Source organism: Collibacillus ludicampi (assembly GCF_023705585.1).
GTDB lineage: Bacteria > Bacillota > Bacilli > Tumebacillales > BOQE01 > Collibacillus > Collibacillus ludicampi.
Genome location: NZ_BOQE01000001.1, coordinates 431922 through 451796, shown reverse-complemented (window position 1 = coordinate 451796; position 19875 = coordinate 431922). Strand labels below are relative to the sequence as shown.

17 protein-coding genes and 1 pseudogene are annotated in these 19875 nt (G+C 47.5%); 13 read left to right on the top strand and 5 right to left on the bottom strand.

Annotated elements, in window-relative coordinates; all coding sequences use genetic code 11:
- Positions 1–130: 130 nt before the first annotated feature.
- Complete coding sequence (locus tag DNHGIG_RS02440) at positions 131–508, bottom strand: hypothetical protein (RefSeq protein WP_282198166.1); 378 nt, start codon at positions 506–508, stop codon at positions 131–133.
- A gap of 153 nt (positions 509–661) precedes the next feature.
- On the opposite strand from DNHGIG_RS02440, the gene DNHGIG_RS02435 reads away from it, so the two are divergent.
- The 7 genes from DNHGIG_RS02435 to DNHGIG_RS02405 all read left to right on the top strand — a co-directional run bounded on the left by DNHGIG_RS02435 (position 662) and on the right by DNHGIG_RS02405 (position 7628).
- On the top strand, positions 662–1723 hold the full coding sequence (locus tag DNHGIG_RS02435) for a M42 family metallopeptidase (RefSeq protein ID WP_439647719.1): 1062 nt from the start codon (positions 662–664) through the stop codon (positions 1721–1723).
- Between the two features lie 277 nt (positions 1724–2000).
- Positions 2001–2375 (top strand): preQ(1) synthase, encoded by a 375-nt coding sequence (gene queF, locus DNHGIG_RS02430; RefSeq protein ID WP_282198164.1) that lies wholly within the window; start codon positions 2001–2003, stop codon positions 2373–2375.
- Between the two features lie 316 nt (positions 2376–2691).
- The gene (locus DNHGIG_RS02425; protein WP_282198163.1) at positions 2692–3522 is read left to right on the top strand and encodes an electron transfer flavoprotein subunit beta/FixA family protein; all 831 of its coding nucleotides are present in this window, start codon (positions 2692–2694) and stop codon (positions 3520–3522) included.
- 16 nt (positions 3523–3538) lie between these two features.
- A complete protein-coding gene (locus DNHGIG_RS02420; RefSeq protein WP_282198162.1) occupies positions 3539–4630 on the top strand; it encodes an electron transfer flavoprotein subunit alpha/FixB family protein in 1092 nt (363 codons plus the stop codon).
- 355 nt (positions 4631–4985) lie between these two features.
- Positions 4986–6293, top strand: a complete 1308-nt coding sequence (locus tag DNHGIG_RS02415; RefSeq protein WP_282198161.1) for an FAD-dependent oxidoreductase — start codon at positions 4986–4988, stop codon at positions 6291–6293.
- Positions 6290–6568, top strand: coding sequence for a ferredoxin family protein (locus DNHGIG_RS02410; protein WP_282198160.1), 279 nt, complete (start codon positions 6290–6292; stop codon positions 6566–6568). The genes DNHGIG_RS02415 and DNHGIG_RS02410 overlap by 4 nt, the downstream gene beginning before the upstream one ends.
- 124 nt (positions 6569–6692) lie before the next feature.
- On the top strand, positions 6693–7628 hold the full coding sequence (locus DNHGIG_RS02405) for a hypothetical protein (RefSeq protein WP_282198159.1): 936 nt from the start codon (positions 6693–6695) through the stop codon (positions 7626–7628).
- Between the two features lie 143 nt (positions 7629–7771).
- On the opposite strand, the gene DNHGIG_RS02400 is transcribed toward DNHGIG_RS02405, so the two are convergent.
- The 3 genes from DNHGIG_RS02400 to DNHGIG_RS02390 form a co-directional block, all read right to left on the bottom strand.
- Positions 7772–7969: a cold shock domain-containing protein gene (locus DNHGIG_RS02400; protein WP_282198158.1), complete on the bottom strand. Its 198-nt coding sequence runs from the start codon at positions 7967–7969 to the stop codon at positions 7772–7774.
- Between the two features lie 126 nt (positions 7970–8095).
- Entirely contained in the window at positions 8096–8863 is a 768-nt protein-coding gene (locus tag DNHGIG_RS02395) for a Cof-type HAD-IIB family hydrolase (RefSeq protein ID WP_282198157.1), read from the bottom strand.
- A 151-nt stretch (positions 8864–9014) separates the two neighbouring features.
- Positions 9015–9251: a hypothetical protein gene (locus DNHGIG_RS02390; RefSeq protein ID WP_282198156.1), complete on the bottom strand. Its 237-nt coding sequence runs from the start codon at positions 9249–9251 to the stop codon at positions 9015–9017.
- Positions 9252–9530: 279 nt separating this feature from the next.
- Between DNHGIG_RS02390 and speD the strand changes: the two genes are divergently transcribed.
- The 6 genes and pseudogenes from speD (at position 9531) to DNHGIG_RS02360 (ending at position 18438) form a co-directional block, all read left to right on the top strand.
- Positions 9531–9902, top strand: a complete 372-nt coding sequence (gene speD, locus DNHGIG_RS02385; RefSeq protein WP_282198155.1) for an adenosylmethionine decarboxylase — start codon at positions 9531–9533, stop codon at positions 9900–9902.
- A gap of 181 nt (positions 9903–10083) precedes the next feature.
- Entirely contained in the window at positions 10084–11982 is a 1899-nt protein-coding gene (locus tag DNHGIG_RS02380) for a DUF2334 domain-containing protein (RefSeq protein WP_282198154.1), read from the top strand.
- Positions 11983–12313: 331 nt separating this feature from the next.
- Positions 12314–14700 (top strand): annotated as a pseudogene (locus tag DNHGIG_RS02375) (3-hydroxyacyl-CoA dehydrogenase/enoyl-CoA hydratase family protein).
- A gap of 81 nt (positions 14701–14781) precedes the next feature.
- A complete protein-coding gene (locus tag DNHGIG_RS02370) occupies positions 14782–15960 on the top strand; it encodes an acetyl-CoA C-acyltransferase (protein ID WP_282198153.1) in 1179 nt (392 codons plus the stop codon).
- Between the two features lie 30 nt (positions 15961–15990).
- Positions 15991–17766, top strand: a complete 1776-nt coding sequence (locus tag DNHGIG_RS02365; RefSeq protein WP_282198152.1) for an acyl-CoA dehydrogenase FadE — start codon at positions 15991–15993, stop codon at positions 17764–17766.
- 147 nt (positions 17767–17913) lie between these two features.
- Entirely contained in the window at positions 17914–18438 is a 525-nt protein-coding gene (locus tag DNHGIG_RS02360; protein WP_282198151.1) for a phosphatase PAP2 family protein, read from the top strand.
- Positions 18439–18762: 324 nt separating this feature from the next.
- Here the strand turns inward: DNHGIG_RS02360 and menA are convergent, their stop codons facing one another.
- The gene (menA, locus tag DNHGIG_RS02355) at positions 18763–19674 is read right to left on the bottom strand and encodes a 1,4-dihydroxy-2-naphthoate octaprenyltransferase (RefSeq protein WP_282198150.1); all 912 of its coding nucleotides are present in this window, start codon (positions 19672–19674) and stop codon (positions 18763–18765) included.
- Positions 19675–19875 lie beyond the last annotated feature (201 nt).

Below are 19875 nucleotides of genomic sequence, written 5' to 3'. Positions count from 1 at the left end.
AAATCCATTTGGCAGGAAGCTCTCTAACAGAGCTTCCTCGTTGATTTTTGGAAGAGGCCTGTGTATGAATGCTTCTTTCGTCACCTCATGCATGCACATTTGTGTTCTAGAAACATCTGTTAAACAGGCTCTAAAACGGCTTTTGGGCATGCAGATGATTGATCAGCAAACGGGTAAAATCGTCGGATAATGATGTGTGCAAGGTGGACGCCCCCCGTTCTGACACCCCATGGCGCGTAAAGATGAGCATTTCCGTTGCTATGATTTTATATGAGGATTGTCCGAAATGAGTAGAAACATGCGTATCTCCAATCAGATCGGTGTGTGTCGATGTTTCGCTGGGATCGCATGCGATCACGCCCAGGATCTTGTTTAAATCGATGACATACGCTGTATCTTCCCGTTGTAAAACGAATTCGTTGGTCGTCAGTTTATAAGCTGTACCACGCCTGATTTCAGTACGTTTCAACTCTCCGGTGAGCGACTTAACAGGCATAAATTTCGACATGTCTTTGTGCTCTCCTTTGATTTATATTCTTCAATATTACACTCATAACCATGAAGCGACAATGGGAGTGAATGGAGACGGTAGGAATATTTTGCGTTAAGATATATGTACGGAATCGCATCTCTGAAAGTGAAAGAAAGTGAGGGAATGAATATGGAGGAGATCGTCAATCATATCGTCGATACGCTTGTGCAGTTGGTATCCATCCCGAGCCCGTCCGGATTTACACAAGAGATCATCCGTTTTATTGAAAGGAAGATGGAACGCTACGGAGTACCTATGACAAGGAATCACAAAGGCGGTCTACTCATGACTTTGGAAGGTGCCGATCACAGAGAACAACGGGTACTTACCGCACACGTTGACACGTTAGGAGCGATGGTCAAGGAAATCAAAGCAAATGGTCGTCTCAAACTGTCCATGATTGGCGGATATGCTTGGAATGCAATCGAAGGAGAGTATTGCAACATTCACACCGCCAAGAATGGCGTCATTACGGGAACGATCATGATCGACAAAGCGTCGGTTCATGTTCATGGCGAGGAAACACGCAAAGCGGAGCGTTCGCAAGAAACGATAGAAGTGCGAATCGACGCGAAAGTCGCTGACCGTGAAGGAGTGGAGGCGCTCGGGATCAGAGTGGGCGATTTCGTTTCATTCGACCCGCGCGTGAAAGTGACTGAACACGGTTTCATCAAATCACGCCATTTGGATGACAAAGCGAGCGTAGCCATTTTGCTGGAATTGATTAGCCAGATCAAGGAACAGGGGATCGAGATTCCGCATACGACACATATTCTCATTTCCAATCATGAGGAAATCGGGTATGGCGGGAACTCCAACATTCCGCCTGAAACCGTCGAATACCTCGCTGTCGATATGGGGGCAATCGGTGCCGGTCAAGCGAGCGATGAGTATACCGTCTCGATCTGTGCAAAAGACAGTTCGGGTCCGTATCATTACGGTTTCAGGCAGAAACTTGTGGATCTTGCGGAGCGAGAAGGAATCGCTTATAAGATCGATATTTATCCACACTATGGCTCCGATGCTTCCGCAGCGCTCCGGGCGGGCTTTGATATCGTACATGGATTAATCGGTCCCGGTATTGATGCATCCCATTCATTCGAGAGAACGCATCGTGATTCTTTAAAAGAAACGTATCGCTTACTCCTTGCCTACATACAATCGGAGATGGACGATTACACAAAGGTGTGACAATCATAAGATTACATGCATATGATGGAACACATACCGACATTGTCGGTATTTTATAATACGAAGCTGTCCCGTATGACGGGGCGGCTTCTTTTAATGGTCTTAGAGCATTTCGATAGAAACGGTTTGGTAAATATTTATAGAATACATAGGATTCACGATCTTGTGCATCATAAGAAAGACGGTTCATCGTTTTCTTGACCGTAACATATTCCTCAGCTATTCTATTGAGGTAGCGATGCTCTTTACATAGAGTGCAAGATTGGAGGAAAGTTCGATGTCGACTCGTCCTAGTAAAGAACTGGAAGTGGTTCCGAACCCACATCCGGATCGTGATTATATGATAGAAATCGAGTGTCCGGAATTTACAGCTTTGTGCCCAAAGACGGGGCAGCCTGATTTTGCAACGATCTTTGTGAAGTATATACCGGGACCGTCCATCGTTGAATTGAAGTCATTAAAATTATATCTTTGGAGCTTCCGCGATGAAGGTCATTTCCATGAAGATGTGACCAACATCATTCTCAATGACCTCGTCAAAGCTTTGCAGCCGCGTTACATGAAAGTCATAGGAAAATTCAATGTTCGCGGAGGCATTTATACAACGGTTACGGCAGAATATAATGGGGATGTCCGCAAAGAGAGTCTATAATCCAAATGGAACGATAAAAAACACGCTGAAACCATTCCGGTACAGGAATGGTTTTTTTGTTACTCAAGATTGCATTTGATTATTTATATAATTCCCAATATTATTTGCAAATCACCTCATTTCATGGTATTTATAAGATAACAACCAATCTTCATGGGGCATTAAGAAAAGAGTCAAACGGTAAAGTATTTCGAAATCTACCCTTTCTGCTTTCGGTGGTATGTATTTGTGAAAAAAGTGTCATGAAAGGGGCTCGGACACGCATTAGATAGTAATGTAAGTTTTTTCGAAATGAGAGGGGAGGACGAAGGGCGTCATGCTTCATATTGTCGTTTGTGTGAAACAAGTGCCTGACAGTCGTGAGATACGCATCGACCCGAAAACCAACACGTTGGTACGCCAGGGGGTTCCCGCCATTGTCAATTTCTATGATCTTCACGGCCTGGAAGAAGCATTGCGCCTGAAAGAAAAGTATGGCGGCCGAATCACGGTAGTCTGCATGGGGCCGCCACCCGCGGAAAAAGCGTTAAAACAGTGCATCTCTCTCGGCGCCGATGATGCTGTCCTTGTCACCGATCGCGCATTTGCTGGTGCCGATACGCTAGCGACATCTTACGTATTGGCGGAAACGATCAAGATGGTTGCCGCCACATGGGGGCCAATTGACATCGTTTTTACCGGAAAACAGACGCTGGACGGGGATACCGGACAAGTGGGGCCTGGAATTGCGTGCCGCTTGGATCTCGAGCAGTTAACCTATGTCGGCAAAGTGATAGGAATCGAAGGAAGGCGAATTACCGTTCATCGCTATTTGGAAGATGGCATAGAAGTAGTAGAAACCGAAATGCCTGTTCTCATTACAGCATTGAAAGAATTGAACAAAGTCCGACGCGCTCCCATGCCCGGTATGCTGAGGGCGGCCCGTTATAAACCCGTCATTTGGACGACGAACGATTTTCCAGATCTGGATCGAAAAAAAATCGGTCTCAAAGGATCGCCTACGATCGTTGCAAAGACATGGGTTCCAGAAATTCGCTCCGTGAACACCGAAATGATTCAAGCGAATGAACCGGAGGCGATTGCAGAAGAACTGATTGACAAGCTCTGGAGTACCGACCTGCCAAGCCGTTTAGGTTGGGCGCAATAGAGGAAGGGGGATCCCGATGGCGGAGACGAAAAATCAAAACAACAATGCGGACATGCCCGATTGGTCTGCCTACCGCGGGGTTATGGTATTTATCGAACAGCGGGGAGGGCAAGCCAAGAAAGTCGGGTGGCAGTTGTTAGGGCAGGGGAGAAAGTTGGCGGATAAGTTGGAAGTGGAATTGATTGCATTGGTGATCGGATACGGTGTTGAGCACCTAGCCGAGGAAGCAATCTATTACGGAGCCGACCGGGTGATCCTCGCAGATGCCAAAGAATTGAAAGATTACCGCACACGTCCTTATTCCCGTGTTGCTCTCAAAGTGATCGAAGAAGTGAAGCCGGAGATCGTCCTCTTCGGAGCGACGGGAACAGGGCGCGATCTCGCAGGTGCGATCGCTACACACTTGCCGACCGGATTGACGGCTGATTGCACACAACTGGATGTAGAACCGCATCCAAGCCGACTGTTACTCGCTTCTCGTCCTGCATTCTCCGAGAAGATGATGGCAACGATTCTTTGCAAACAATATCGCCCGCAAATGGCGACTGCCCGAGCCGGAGTATTCGAGGCGTTACCACGGGATATTTCTCGAAAAGGGGAGATCGTACAAGTAGAAAACGTTCTGAAAGAAGAAGAAATCGCCGCCCGTGTGCTTGAGTTTATCGAAGCGAACAACAAATTGAACATCGAAGACGCGGAAATCATCGTTGAGGGGGGATGGGGAGTAGGCGGGCCGGAAGGTTTCAAACCGTTGCAAGAGTTGGCGGATGCACTCGGAGGAATGGTAGGGGCCTCTCGTGCTGCTGTTGACGCCGGATGGATTTCTCACGATCATCAGGTGGGACAGACAGGCCATACCGTACGGCCAAAACTTTATTTTGCCATCGGAATATCGGGGGCGGTACAGCATACGGTAGGCATGCAGAATTCAGACGTGATCGTAGCGATCAACAGCGACCCGAATGCTCCCATCTTCAAATTTGCCCATTACGGAATCGTGGGTGATTTGTTTAAGATTGTTCCCGCCATTACACAGGCTGTCAAAAACAAACGCGGGTTGTTCGCCCTTCAGGCGGATCAGGCTGCAGCTACGAAGGTCAAATTATAGGACATTGCACCCAAGCGCAAACACCCACACAAGTACTAGTTTTCAAGATAGCCCTTCATGCCACAAGCGGCGCCATCAGAGGATGAAAAGTGACATTGGGTGGGCGTAATGCTTTGCGTGAGACAGCGACTTTGGAGGACGTCTCGCTTCCTTTTCGGTATGGGGGTATATGCTTTGCGCGTAATAGCGACTTTGAAGGTCGTCTCGCAACATTTGATTATAATTCCATGCGAGACGACCTTCACGGAGCATGAGCGCAAAGCATATACCCACTGAGACGACCTCCACGGAGCGCGAACGCAAAGCATACGCCCGCCAAACTATACATTTTTCAAGATAGAAGGGAGGACAGGATATGGCAAACGAAAAATTCGATGCGATCGTCGTGGGGGCGGGCCCAGCTGGTTCAGCGGCCGCCTATACGATGGCCAAAGCGGGACTTTCTGTCGTCCTGTTGGAGCGTGGGGAGTTTCCCGGTGCGAAGAACCTCTTTGGTGGGGTTTTGTACCGGAAGCAATTGGAAGATATCCTTCCGGACAAATGGCAGGAAGCCCCTTTTGAACGGCATATCGTGGAACAGCGATTATGGATTTTGGATTCTCAGTCGGCAGTCACGTTCGGTCATCGAAACGAAGCGTTTAAACACCCATACAATTGTTTCACGGGCATGCGCGTAAAGTTTGACCAATGGTTTGCAGGAAAAGCGGAAGAAGCGGGAGCACTGCCGATTTACGAGACAGTCGCCTTGGAACTGATCCGCGAGGGGGACAAAGTCGTCGGTGTGCGGACAGACCGAGAAGACGGGGATCTCTATGCGGATGTGGTCGTCATCGCTGACGGAGTGAATTCACTTCTGGGAAAATCGCTCGGCATTCATCGTGAATGGTCACCCGATGAAGTCTCACTCGCTGTAAAAGAGCAGATATTTTTGCCGAAAGAAAAAATCATGGATCGGTTCAATCTTGAGGGTGACGAAGGGGTTACCATCGAGTTCATCGGAGAAACCTCAAAGGGCATGATCGGTATGGGATTTCTCTATACGAACAAAGAATCTCTCTCCCTCGGAATCGGTGTCATGGTTTCCGAACTCAAACGTACGCGAATCAAGCCTTATGAGTTGCTGGAAAGTGTCAAGCAGCACCCGGTGATCCGCAAACTGATTCAAGGCGGGGAAACGAAAGAGTATGCCGGACACTTAATTCCGGAAGGGGGTTATCATTCCATTCCTCCACTTTCCGGAAACGGGTGGGTGATCTGCGGGGACGCTGCACAACTTGTTAACTTCGTTCACCGCGAAGGAACGAATCTTGCGATGAAATCCGGCCAGTTTGCGGGAGAAGCGATCATCGAGGCGAAAAATAGAGGAGATTTTTCGAGAGCAACGTTATCCCTTTATGATCAAAAAGTGAAGGAATCATTCGTACACAAAGATTTGAGGAAATATAGAGGACTGCATGGGTTCTTAAAAGAAATCGATCCTAAACTGGCATTTACCGATTTGCCGCGTGTTCTGAATGAAGCAGCTTATGAGATGCTCCTCGTCGATGGGGAAACGAAAGCCAACAAACAACGGAATGCGATCAAACGTATGAAAGAAACATTGGGTGGTACGTTCTCTGCGCTTAAATTTGGTTATAAAGGATGGAGGGCGATTAACGGATGAGCGGTGGCATTGAAGATAAACTGTTCACCATCCGTTTCAAAGTGGATGAAAATTCACATCTGATTATCAAAGATCAAGAAGTGTGCAAAAATTGCGCTACGAAAGAATGCAATTACTTCTGCCCGGCAGATGTGTACCACTGGGAAGGGGCCTACACTTCGGTGGCGTTCGAGAATTGTATCGAATGCGGAACTTGTCGGATCGGGTGCCCAACCTATAATATCGAATGGGTGTACCCGAAAGGCGGACATGGCATCACATATAAATTTGGTTAAACGACAAGTGCCTCCCGGATGGGGGCACTTGTCGTTTCTGGCCATGACATAAGAAGAATCTTTGCCTGTCTTTTCACCGTGTGGTACCATTAGCGGGGGAGAGGAAAAGAAGGCGGTGATTCATATGCGTAAAAAGTTATTTGCAACCTTGGTTGTTTCAGTACTATTGGGCGGATGTGGAAATCCGACCGTGTTGACGACAGCGACGACAAGCAAACAGGAGACTGTACATCCTGCGCAAACGTTCGCGGAGATATTAAAAGAAAATTCCGGCAAACCGATTCAAGGGAAAGAGATTGCAGAACTGCCCTCCACCTATTCGCCATCGCCTGATTTATACCATTACGCATTCGTTGATGACAATGACAAAGCCACATATGTCTATGCAGAAGATGCGCAACATACCGTTGTGGTTTCACTTGATGAAAACCTGAATGTTTTAAAAAGATCCCGTTTTGACGGATATCAATTAAAACGTGCGGTACGCCAGGATAAGATCCTTTATATCGGTTACAATGACGATCGGGCGATCAAATATAACATGGACAGTTTCGACTATTCTGAAGTAAGCAAAGACGAGCTTGATCGCACACGTCAGGAACTCGATAAGGACAAGCTTCCGGACGGAGAGACGCCCATCCTGATGAAAGACGGATATATCTACACGAAGGAAGGCGTTCTTTTTGACCAGAAGAGTCAAGAATATGTAATGAAAGACGGGCAGAAACTCAAGTTGTATGATTATGCGAATTTCGGTGTCGGCTCTTTTATCTATTCCATCGAAGCGAGAGCGGACGGATCGCTTAAGGTTACGCTTTATAAAGCGAATGGTGGAGACACGAGCGCAATGGACAGCTACGTTTTTCCTCTGCAATTAACGGAAGGTTATGATATGAATCTTCTTGAATTCGATATGATAGACAAAGGAGACCTTCTTATTTTTGCGATCGGTGACCACAAGAAAGGTAAAGATGTACCTGTTATCGATGCGTTCAAGATTCCTTTCGGGGAGTGGATGGCTCAATCGAAGGACGTTCATGCGGATCGAACGATCCATTAAGATTCGTATGAAGCAGAAGCAAGCGGCTCTGGAATATCGAAGGAATGGTCAGTTTCCTGGCAAAAACAAAGGTCCTCTAGGTGTTGCCTAGAGGACTTTTGCAAACTACTTATATGTGAAATATAACTAGTTTATTCTCGTGATTACAGCTTCACTACGTTAGCAGCTTGAGGTCCACGTGCTCCCTCAACGATTTCAAATTCCACTCTTTGACCTTCTTCGAGGGTTTTGAAACCTTCTGCTTGGATAGCGGAAAAATGAACGAATACATCGTCGCCATTTTCACGCTGAATGAATCCATAACCTTTTTCTGCGCTAAACCATTTTACAATACCTTGCATGTATTACAGACCTCCTATTGCCCCATTTTCCGGCGGGGCTTATGAGTTAAGCATAACAGAAGGTCTATCTAAAAGCAAATAATTTTTTTCGTGAAATTTTGACACATTTCTTCCGTTTGAATAATATTAAATGACTTTGAGCAGATGGGAAAGTGCGTGATATACCCCTTCTTCTTCGATGTTTTTCGTCGTCAAGTCGGCTACGTGATTTAGATCGGGATGACCGTTCCCCATCTTGACCCCGCAACCGACATATTCGAGCATTGCATAATCATTCAAACCGTCTCCGAATGCCAGTGCATGTTCTTTGGGAATCCCTAAATGACGAAGCAATTTTTCCACACCGACTGCTTTGTTCATTCCTCTGAGATTTAAGTCGTATGCATCCGGATTCCAACGGTGATATGAAAATTCAACCTCTTCAAGTTGAAAGCGGGATTCTTCGTGCTCCTGACAAAAGATGATCACTTGGAAACATTCAGGAAGCGACTCTGTCAAAGGCAGCGGCACCGATAAGCCGAGCTCTTTCCTGATTCTGACGAGCGTAGGGCAATTCGGACGGTTGGTGTAACAATTGTCGATGCTACACACCATCATTGTCGTGTCGTACCGGGTTGCTCGGTCTAAAAGTTTTTGTACGTAAACCCTAGGGATCGGAGATTTATCAATGACCTTATTTTCGTGGCAAACTAATGCTCCATTGTTAAACACTCCATAGGAAATCCCGAGCATCTTCAGCAACCATTCAGCTTCCGGTTTTGCCCGTCCCGTACAGATGACAGGAATGATCCCTTTACCTTTCAATGCTTGAATCGCTTCTTTCGTTTTCGGCGAAACCGTTTTTCCGTCATAGATCGTTCCGTCTACATCAAAAAAAGCAATCCTGTACATCATCCATCACCCCTTCTCCTTTACTCTCCATCATACATGAAGTAGAGATGAATGTCAGAAAAGAGAAAACGGTTGTACAGGAATTACGCGGTTAAGGGTGCGAATGTAAACGCATCCCCTTTCTCTTAAATGAATATGATAAGAGATCGTGCATTTAATGTAAGGGGTTTATTCCTAGGGTATCAGACGTAAAATTGTTTTGCATAAACCATTCATCCATATCGAATTCTTGTCCGTTCGCTTCGAAATAGAGTCCGTCTTGATCGATTTTTGCGATGACTCCGGTTCCTACATGATTGATGGTTACTTCGGCAGGCAGGATCTCAGGATTTTTCTCGTATTCATCCCAAATATACTGGCAAAAATCGTCGACTGCTTTTTCAATATTCATGGCAACGGCTCCTTTCCTGTTTATGCGTAGTGTAACCTTTGACCTGAATAGATAATCAGGCCTCTAGTAAAAAGGGCAAAAAAATGACAAAAAATATATTGAAACGCCCGTGAATATGTGGTACCTTATAAAACGTTGAAAATATGATGTATAGGAACCAGGATTCACTTAAAGGGTTGGGACCTCTGAGGACTAACTTTCCCCCGTGGTGAATGACGTAGGTCCTAGCGAAATCTTGTAAAAATCAATTTTTCGTGCTAGGAAGGGGGCCGAAAGAGAATGGAATTCTCGACTTTCGGAAGACATGTAGCAGTGGACGCATGGGGCGTCGACTTCGATTTGCTGAACGACCCAAAATTTCTTGAGGACATGATGGTACAAGCCGCCGAGAAGTGCGGTGCTACTGTGCTTTCCACTCAGTCCAAACAGTTTGAGCCTCAAGGGGCAACAGTACTCGTTTTATTATCGGAGAGCCATATCTCTATTCACACCTACCCTGAGAAGGGATTTGCTGCACTCGATTGCTATACGTGCGGTGAAACGGTGGATCCGCAGATCGCGATGGACTTCATGATCTCCGTATTGAAACCGAAAGCTGCATATCCAAAAGTCTTAAAACGCGGAGTTGGAGAGATTGAAGTTATTAAATAGGGTGCAAATGATGAAATAGTCTCTTTCGCGAATCAAGAAAGAGACTATTTCTATATATATATATATATATACGTATTTGATATGCGCCTTTTTATAGGGTGCTTTTTTATTATTTTAGTGATGAATATATTGTAAACAAACAGGATGGCTGTTTGTTTCGGTGTACACAGGAGGAAGGAGCATGAGAAGACGGAGAATCACTATCAGCCTGCTTCTGATGTTAAGTACACTGCTTGGCATTCTACCGTTCGCAGGTGCGACAGAACCTGATAACGATTATCCCTCGGTTCATCGTCAATATGCATTGCTCCGGCTGGAAGATGTGGGTCCGGGAGGGCCTTATGAAACCAAAGAGCAGTTGGGTCGATTGCGCACCGTCATCGATTATCTCGCTGATGAAAGTGTCCCCTTTCAAGTATCCGTGATTCCGCGCGACCGTCGTCTGATGCCGCCAGATAAGTGGACCGATATTTCGATCGAACACCCTGATGAAAAGAGCAAGCCATTCATTGACCTCATGAAATATGCGGAAAAACGAGGCGGTATCTTGGGCATGCATGGGTATACTCATCAATATGGAAATAAGAAACGGCCGGACGGGTTTGAAAACACGAGTATCGGACGGGAGTTTGACGTTTCGGATGCTCCGGAAACAAAAACGGCTGCATACGCTGCAGACAAGATCACGAAAAGCCTGCATGCATTCCAGGCGGCAGGTCTTCATCCTCTTTATTGGGAATCTCCTCATTACGCGGATACTCGCGTGCAACGGGATGTTTTCAGTTCGTACATGGGGATCTTGTATGAACCTAATTTTCAAGATATTCGTTCTCTGAAAGATGTCGTTTATCAGGAAGAAATCAATCGTTGGGGAAGTCCAAGTTTGGGAGTTGTATACATCCCCGCTCCCTTGCGATTTGTTCAAGACGGAAATAGTGTGGATCGTATACTCAACGAAGCGAAAAAAGGCAATGTGTTAGCGAGTATGTATTTCCATCCCTATCTCGACTTTCCCTTCCTTGAACCTGTACTCGATGCGAATGGGAAACCGGTCATCCGCGACGGACTTCCTGAGTACCGCTACAAACCCGGTTCCCACTCGTATTTGCACCGATTGGTCACTGGTATGCGTGCAGAAGGGTACCGTTTTGTGTCGATCTTTGATGTGGTTCCTTTTGCGCCTGCACATCGGATTCCTCTTCCACAGGGGGCGTCTTTCGTGAAAGCGGAAGATTTGTTAGGAAACGGTGCCGCCGACCGGGTCGCCATCGATCAGAAAAGAGGGCGTGTCTATGTGCAAACGAAAACACTCACGTGGCCGCGAAATCAAGACTCAGGAGATTGGCAGCCATGGTTAGATACGCATCAACCTTTGACCGGTAAGCCGCTGATCGGCGATTTTAATGGTGATGGGCGTCTTGACTTACTGTTGCTGCAAGCGAACGGTGTTTGCCGGCTGTATGTAAACACAGGAATACAATTTGTTCATAAACGTGACTACAGGTTGCCCGTGGCTTCTCAAACGATCCTTGTCGATACGATGAAAGGAGACGGAGGAGCGGAATTGATCGCGTTGGATCAGCAGACGGGAAAGATCCGATCGTTCCGTTTCGTAGAGGATCAGGTGCATACAGACACTTGGCAGATTCCTTCTTTAAAAACCGGAAGGGGCGAGTATCTGCTCGCAGATATCAATGGAGACGGTCATGCGGATCTGATTTTTTGGTCCCATCAAGAACATGTCGCCTACGTGTCGCTCTCAACGGGCAAAGGCTCTTTTCTTCCTTGGCACATCGGGTATCGGGCGATCGCAGACGCATCGGTCACGACAGGGGATGTGGACGGTGACGGCAAAGCGGATTTGATCCTCTTCTATCCGAAGGAGGGAATTTGGGAAGTCGCTAGTTCCATAGGATCTTCTTTCATGCGCAGGGAGGAGCGGTTTGGTCCGTGGGCGCGCGGAGAAAACCGGTTCATTTCGACGGCTGATTTGGATGGCAACAGACGGGAAGACTTGTTATCTTATGATCCGTTAAGCGGAGTTGTAGACACGGCGTTGTCTTATCAGGGGATACGATAATGGGATCAGAGTGATGGAAGAGCCCGATTCAGGGCTCTTTTTTATCGTTCCTTATACCCAGGTTTTCATTTTCAGATGACGCCGTTTGCGGCATGCGGATTGATTTCGAAATTTTTTATCTCTTCACATAAAAAGAAGGGAATTATGGAAATGTGGCGAATATTCTATATTAAATTTGACTGTTCAGTCAGTTTTTAAAGACTTTGAGTTTCTTCCCATACGACTGTTTGTTTTATAGTATTCAGAAATATGAACAATCTATTAAAACGGCGGTTTCTCGCATAAAGATCAGATGGGAACTCTGTACGAGTCGAACGAGGAGGGTCTGAAGATGAAACGAAAGATTCGTAAGGTGGCAGTGATTGGAGCGGGCGTAATGGGATCGGGCATCGCCGCACACTTAGCGAACGTAGGCATTCCTTGTTATTTATTGGATATCGTTCCTGCTTCACTTACGGAAGAAGAAAAGCACAAAGGGTATACACTCTCATCTCCAGAGGTGCGCAACCGTTTTGCCGATCGCGCAATAACCGGTTTGTTGAAACAGAAACCGCCTGCCTTATTCGTCTCTGAGAACATCGACCGGATTACACCAGGAAACATGGAAGATCATTTGAACTGTCTTGCGGAAGCGGATTGGATCATCGAAGCGATTGTTGAAAATCTTGAGGCCAAACAGTCGTTGTTTGCAAAAATCGAAGGATTGCGCAAAGCGGACGCGATCGTTTCTTCGAATACATCCGGTGTTTCGATCAATCGAATGGTTGAAGGACGAAGCAAAGAATTCAAACAACATTTTATGGGAACTCATTTTTTCAACCCTGTGCGCTATATGAAACTGCTTGAAATCATCCCGTGTGAAGAGACCGATCCGGAATTGGTTTCTTTCATGTGTGAGTTTGGTGAAAAGACGCTGGGAAAAGGGACGGTGATATGCAAAGATACAGTGAATTTCGTCGCCAATCGCATCGGCACATACGGTTTGATGGTTACGGTTCAGGAGATGGTGAAAGAGGGGCTCCGAATCGACCAGGTGGATGCATTAACAGGCCCCGTGATCGGACGCCCGAAATCGGCTACATTTCGCACACTCGATATCGTAGGCCTCGATACGTTTGTTCATGTGGCAAACAACGTACATGAGAATGTGACAGATCCACACGAAAAAGAAATGTTTGTCGTTCCGAATTTTATGCGCGAAATGGTGAAACGCGGATGGTTGGGACAAAAGTCGGGACAGGGTTTCTTTAAAAAAAATGGAAAGGATCTGTTCGTACTCGATTACGGAACGTTAGAGTACCGGCTGACCGAAAAGGTGCAGTTTGCCTCTTTGGAAGCCGCGAAAATACAGAAATCATTGGCAGGCAAGATACGAACTCTCGTTTATGGAGAAGATAGAGCCGCTCATTTTCTTTGGAATGTATTAAAACGGGTGCTTCTTTATACGGCGGAGAAAACAGGAGAGATTGCCGATGACCCGCTGATGATCGATCGCGCTATGAAATGGGGTTTCAACTGGGAATTGGGCCCATTTGAACTGTGGGATCTCCTTGGCGTTGAACGTTCAGTCAGGCGAATGAAAGAAGAGGGAGAAACGGTTCCTTCATGGGTGGAAGAGATGATTCACTCCGGAAAGAAGTCATTTTATAAGAAGGAAAACGGCATTCTCTCATTCTATGCGTTGTCGGGGACATATAAGGAGATTGAGAGAAATCCGAAGAAAATCGATCTCGCCGCGCTGAAAGAGCAGGGAAAAGTCATCAAGTCAAATCCGGGTGCTTCATTGATCGACATCGGGGACGATGTTCTCTGTCTCGAATTCCATTCGCCGAATCAGGCGATCGGTACAGATATTACCAATATGATTCAACATGCGTGTGACGAGGTTTCAAGGAACTGGCGTGGCTTGGTGATAGGGAATCAGGCGAAACATTTCTGTGTGGGTGCCAACCTGATGCTCATTCTCATGGAAGCGCAGGATGAAAACTGGGAAGAGATTGACCATACGGTGAAACAGTTCCAGCAAGCTCTGTTGCGTTTGAAATATCTCGATCGACCCGTGATAGCTGCCCCCTTCTCGATGACTCTCGGCGGAGGCATGGAAGTGTGCTATCCGGCTGCAAGAATCCAAGCGGCGGCAGAGAGCTATATGGGGTTGGTAGAAACGGGCGTGGGGCTCATACCGGGGGCGGAACAAAAGAATTACTGCTCCGTTATACCGAAAACGTGCAAGATGTCAAAGAAATCGATTTGCAACCCCTTGTCAACAAAGCGTTTGAGACGATTGCGTTGGCGAAAGTTTCAACGTCTGCCGAAGAGGCTAAAGGATTGCGCCATCTCCGCCCGGTGGACGGTATCACGATCCAGCAAGATTATCTGATCCATGATGCGAAAAAAGCGGTGATCGCCCTTGATGAGGCGAACTACCGTGCACCTTCCCGAAAGAAGATCCGCGTCGTGGGAGAAGGCGGGTATGCGGTTCTCAAATTGGGTGCCTATACGATGTATCAATCGGGTTACATCTCTGAACACGATCTGAAGATTGCTGATAAGCTCGCCTTCGTACTTGCAGGCGGACGCGTTCCTGCAGGGACGTGGGTGACCGAAGAATATTTGCTTGACCTCGAACGGGAAGCTTTTTTAAGTCTCGTCGGCGAGCCGAAATCGCAGGAACGCATGCGCTACATGCTGACGAAAGGAAAACCGTTAAGAAATTAGTGAGAGAAACAGCCTATGCGGATCTTAAACGTGCAGCATATGCCATCCATCACCAAAAATTAAAGTAAGAGAGGGAGAAACATGAGGGAAGCGGTACTGGTATCAGGTGTGCGTACGGCGGTAGGCAAAGCGCCGAGGGGATCGTTGAGAAATACAAGGCCGGAGGATCTCGGGGGGATTGTCGTCGCGGAACTGTTGCGCAGAACGCCAGGACTCGAAGCCAATGAGATAGAGGATGTGATCATCGGTTGCGCGATGCCGGAAGGGGAACAGGGGATGAACATCGCCCGTCTGATCGCATTGCGTGCGGGCTTGCCAACGTCCGTGCCGGGACAAACGGTGAATCGATTCTGTTCTTCCGGCCTTCAGACGATTGCACTTGCGGCACAGCAAATCATGATCGGTCAAGCGAATGTGATCGTGGCAGGCGGGGTGGAAAGCTTGAGCACCGTACCGATGACCGGTGTTAAATTAGCCCCCAACCCTTGGCTTATGGAACATCTTCCAGAAGTCTATATGTCGATGGGGCATACGGCCGAGCGGGTCGCTCTCCGTTTCGGCATCACGCGTGAAGAACAGGATCGGTTTGCACTGCGATCCCATCGGCGTGCCGCACAAGCCATCAAAGAAGGAAAATTCAGGGGGGAGATCGTTCCTGTTCCCGTTCAGGAAAAGATCTTTGCCGACGGTCAGTTGCAGATCAATGAACGCATATTTGATACCGATGAAGGTGTGAGACCGGATACGTCATTGGAGGCGTTGTCCCAATTAAAACCGGTCTTTCACGTGAATGGTTCCGTTACTGCAGGGAATTCCTCGCAAACTTCGGACGGGGCTGCCGCTGTCATGGTAATGTCGAGGGATAAAGCGAACGCCCTCGGCCTGAAGCCACTCGCGATCTTCCGCTCTTTCGCAGTCGGCGGAGTTGATCCGGATATCATGGGGGTAGGACCCGTTGTCGCCATACCAAAGGCACTCAAACACGCGGGATTGTCTATCAACGAAGTGGATTTGTTCGAGATTAACGAAGCGTTCGCTTCCCAATGTGTCTACGTGATCAAGAAGTTAGGGATCGATCCGGAGAAGGTGAATGTGAATGGTGGTGCGATCGCGCTCGGACACCCGCTTGGATGTACCGGTACGAAATTGACGATCTCGCTTCTTGCAGAACTGCGCCGCCGCAACGGTAAATTCGGCGTGGTATCCATGTGCGTAGGCGGCGGTATGGGTGCGGCAGGCGTATTTGAGCTTGTCGACTGACACAGAAAATAATGAAAGGAAGTGGATGCGATGACGATAACAAAGAAGATGATCAGAGGAGGGGCATTCCTTCTGGAGAACGCAGATCCGAATGACGTGTTCATTCCGGAGGATCTGACGGAAGAACAAAGACTGATTGCACAAACGACACTTGATTTTGTGAAAGGGGAAGTCATTCCGGTCGCTGCTCAACTCGAGAAATTGGACATCGATTTGACTGTTCAACTGCTCAAACACGCGGGCGAGATTGGTCTGCTTGGGGCAGATATACCGGAAGCGTATGATGGTCTGGGGCTCGATAAAATTTCTTCCACACTTATCACAGAATACATGACAAGAGGTGGGGCTTTTGCTCTCTCCCATGGCGCTCATGTGGGGATTGGCACATTGCCGATCGTTTATTTCGGGACGAAAGAGCAGAAGGAGAAATATCTGCCCAAATTAGCGACAGGGGAGTGGATCGCCGCATATGCGTTGACGGAACCGGGATCCGGATCGGATGCGCTCGGGGCAAAGACAACAGCCAAATTGACGGCCGATGGCACGAAGTATATCTTAAATGGAACGAAACAGTTTATCACAAATGCTGGTTTCGCTGATGTTTTCGTAGTGTACGCGAAAGTGGACGGCGAGAAGTTTTCCGCGTTCATCGTAGAGCGTACATTTCCTGGAGTTTCCGTCGGCCCGGAAGAGAAGAAAATGGGGATCAAAGCGTCCTCGACCCGCCCATTGATTCTCGAAGACGCGGAAGTACCTGCGGAAAATCTGCTCGGGGAGATCGGACGCGGACATGTGATCGCGTTTAACATACTGAATATCGGCCGTTATAAGTTGGCGGCCGGGTGTGTGGGTTCCAGCAAAGATGCGATTGAAATTTCTGTAAAATATGCAAATCAACGTAAGCAGTTCGGACGTCCCATTGCATCATTTCCTCTCATTCGCGCCAAGTTGGCCGATATGGCGATACGCACATTTGCGTTGGAATCCATGGTCTACAGAACAGGCGGATTGTTTGAGGGTGCGCTTTCCACATTCGATGGTACGGATGATAAGGGAGCTTCCGTCGCAAAGGCGATCGCCGAATATGCGATCGAATGTTCGATTAACAAAGTGTTTGGTTCCGAGACGCTCGATTTTGTCGTCGATGAGGGCGTTCAGATCCACGGGGGGTACGGGTTTATTCAGGAATATTCGATTGAACGTTTGTATCGCGATTCGCGAATCAATCGCATTTTCGAAGGAACGAATGAGATCAACCGTCTCCTGATCCCCGGTACATTGGTTCGCAAAGCATTGAAAGGAGAACTTCCCCTCTTGGAATCTGTACAAAAGCTGCAAGGAGAATTAATGAGTGTTTTTCCGCAGGTAGAAGAGGATGATCCACTGGCGCTCATGTCTGCTATCATTGAGCGTGCGAAGAAAATCTTCCTGTTCGTTGGCGGACTTGCAGTACAGAAGTATCAAAAGGATTTGGAGAGAGAACAAGAGATTCTCTCAAACCTTGCCGATATCGCTATCGATATTTTCGCGGGCGAATCCGCTTTTTTACGCGCAAAGAAAGTATGGAATAGAGATCCCGTAACGGCGGATCTGAAAGTGAAAATGGCACTTGCCTACGCAGCGGAATCGTTTGTGCGCATCGAATCGATCGCCCGTACGACGCTCGCGGCCATCGATGAAGGAGACACGTTGCGAACGCAATTGTCCATCCTGAAAAAACTTGCGCGCCAAACACCGATCAACACGATTCGCATCAAACGCGAGATCGCGGAAGAAATTGTGAAAGCAGAAAAATATATTTGCTAATTGGATTCAGGCGGGGATCTTCACGATGCATGGTCGCCCGCCTTTCCCTGTGTGCAGGCCGATTCTCATGACCCTCTTGACGACGGGAAAGTAACTTGCTACTCTTAAAAACATTTACTGTACAATTCGGACAAGGATGGGAATGAAGTGAACAGCAAGTTGCAGCAGATCGATCAAAGAATCTACATGTGGTTTCAACATCTGACGAGACGGAATCGCTTCGTTGATCGGTTGGCGTTGTCTATCGCCTGTCACGGACCTTTGTTCATGCTGACGATCCTTGCCATTGAATTTACCTTTGGTACAAAGAAGGAACGTTGGGTGGTAGCAGGGGCGATTGTGGCGGCGATCATGGGAAAAATTTTTAACGAAGGGATACGTTTGCGCTTTTATCGCCAACGTCCTTACCATACGCTGGGTACCATTCCCCTTCTTTGGAAGGGGGAGGACGCCTCATTTCCCAGTAACCATGCTTCGGGTGCATTTGCCTTGGCGTTTCCCCTCTGGCTACACGGTGGAACCGTCGGAGAGATCATGCTTCTATTCGCTTGCCTCCTGGCCCTCTCACGGGTGTACGTGGGTGTTCATTATATCACAGATGTGATCACTGGAGCGGTGATCGGAAGCTTGCTCGGTTGGTTCTGTGAGTCACTTGTTCGGTGGCTTACTTGAAGAAAACTGGATGTGCCAGACTGGCGACGTTCGACCACATATCCTCAAAGTGGCTTACTATGCCGCAAGCGGCACCATCAGTGGATGAATAGTTACTAGTGCGGGAAGAGAGATTTAAAGCTGCCAAAAGCAACGGAGTGGCTTTTGGGTGGATGTTATCGCTTTGCAGCGCTGAGGTGAGTTGAAGGTCGTTCCGCAACCTCTGTAAAGAATCCGGGCGGAACGACCTTCACCGAACCCAAGCGCAAAGCGATCCATTCACCCAAGCACTAATATTCGTGGTAGCTATTAAAGCCACCTCTCTGATCAGGTGGCTTTTGATATCTACCATAATAAAGTGGCGATGTACATGGTAAGTACCAGAAAGGTTCCGTACAACAGATGCAAAAGAACGGTCAAGCCCAGTACCAAATTCAATTGTAGCGGAGAGTCGTGCACATGAACCAGATGAACGGCACGCCAAGCGAGCGGGATTGTGAAAAAAGAGACGAGGGATAACAAAGGAAGAATCTGGACAACGATGAGCAAGAGTTGTACGAGATACGCCCCGCCGACCAGAACATAATATTCACGTTTGGCCAACCGTTTGCCCGATAGAATGGCCAGCGTTTTTTTGTTTACCTTTTTGTCATGTTCCATATCGCGAAGGTTATTGGCGTGAAGGATCGCGGTCGTCATCAAACCGACCGGGATTGCGCCGAGGGCGATTCCGGGGCGTAAGGTATGAATTTGGACGTAATATGTACCCATAACCGTGATCGGTCCCATCAGCAGAAAAACGACCGCTTCCCCTAATGCCCGATAAGCGAGCGGATAAGGCCCCCCCGTATAGAAATATCCTAATAGAATACCGAGTATCCCGATAAATACTAGAAATAACCCTGAACTTTTCACAAGGTAGATCCCTATAAAAACTGCCAACAAGAAACAGGTGAGCCCCCCGTTTCTCACTTGAATGGGTGATAGCCACCCTTTTTGGATCACACCGCTTGGCGAGAGTGAGTGTTCATCATCCACGCCGTGAATGTGATCATAATAATCATTGATCAGATTTGCCCCCGCTTGAATGAGTATCGCCGCGAGTAAAGAGAGCAAAAATAGAATCCCATCAAAAGCCCTGTCGGCAACCGCGAAACCGCCGCCCATCGCTACGGGGATCAATGTTGCCGTGAACGACGGAAAACGTACGGCTTCAAACCAGATGCGGACGAGCGAAGGCCGATGTGCTTGTACCATACGGACATCCTTTCTTCATACCAATGTCCTTTTGAATTCGTATAATCACTTTTCTATCATACTAAAAAAATGGATACCTGTCTTTGATTAAGTAAGGATATGGATAGCGAAGTATTTTTTTGTAGAAAAGATAAAAAACGATTAAAAACGTTGTATTAGTAAGATAAGTCAAGTGAATATAGAATAAAACAAATATTTGAT

Bases quoted from the DNA above. Each gene is read 5' to 3' on its own strand.
- DNHGIG_RS02440 (WP_282198166.1), bottom strand. From the start codon at position 508: ATGTCGAAATTTATGCCTGTTAAGTCGCTCACCGGAGAGTTGAAACGT.
- DNHGIG_RS02435 (WP_439647719.1), top strand. From the start codon at position 662: ATGGAGGAGATCGTCAATCATATCGTCGATACGCTTGTGCAGTTGGTA.
- queF (WP_282198164.1), top strand. From the start codon at position 2,001: ATGTCGACTCGTCCTAGTAAAGAACTGGAAGTGGTTCCGAACCCACAT.
- DNHGIG_RS02425 (WP_282198163.1), top strand. From the start codon at position 2,692: ATGCTTCATATTGTCGTTTGTGTGAAACAAGTGCCTGACAGTCGTGAG.
- DNHGIG_RS02420 (WP_282198162.1), top strand. From the start codon at position 3,539: ATGGCGGAGACGAAAAATCAAAACAACAATGCGGACATGCCCGATTGG.
- DNHGIG_RS02415 (WP_282198161.1), top strand. From the start codon at position 4,986: ATGGCAAACGAAAAATTCGATGCGATCGTCGTGGGGGCGGGCCCAGCT.
- DNHGIG_RS02410 (WP_282198160.1), top strand. From the start codon at position 6,290: ATGAGCGGTGGCATTGAAGATAAACTGTTCACCATCCGTTTCAAAGTG.
- DNHGIG_RS02405 (WP_282198159.1), top strand. From the start codon at position 6,693: ATGCGTAAAAAGTTATTTGCAACCTTGGTTGTTTCAGTACTATTGGGC.
- DNHGIG_RS02400 (WP_282198158.1), bottom strand. From the start codon at position 7,969: ATGCAAGGTATTGTAAAATGGTTTAGCGCAGAAAAAGGTTATGGATTC.
- DNHGIG_RS02395 (WP_282198157.1), bottom strand. From the start codon at position 8,863: ATGATGTACAGGATTGCTTTTTTTGATGTAGACGGAACGATCTATGAC.
- DNHGIG_RS02390 (WP_282198156.1), bottom strand. From the start codon at position 9,251: ATGAATATTGAAAAAGCAGTCGACGATTTTTGCCAGTATATTTGGGAT.
- speD (WP_282198155.1), top strand. From the start codon at position 9,531: ATGGAATTCTCGACTTTCGGAAGACATGTAGCAGTGGACGCATGGGGC.
- DNHGIG_RS02380 (WP_282198154.1), top strand. From the start codon at position 10,084: ATGAGAAGACGGAGAATCACTATCAGCCTGCTTCTGATGTTAAGTACA.
- DNHGIG_RS02370 (WP_282198153.1), top strand. From the start codon at position 14,782: ATGAGGGAAGCGGTACTGGTATCAGGTGTGCGTACGGCGGTAGGCAAA.
- DNHGIG_RS02365 (WP_282198152.1), top strand. From the start codon at position 15,991: ATGACGATAACAAAGAAGATGATCAGAGGAGGGGCATTCCTTCTGGAG.
- menA (WP_282198150.1), bottom strand. From the start codon at position 19,674: ATGGTACAAGCACATCGGCCTTCGCTCGTCCGCATCTGGTTTGAAGCC.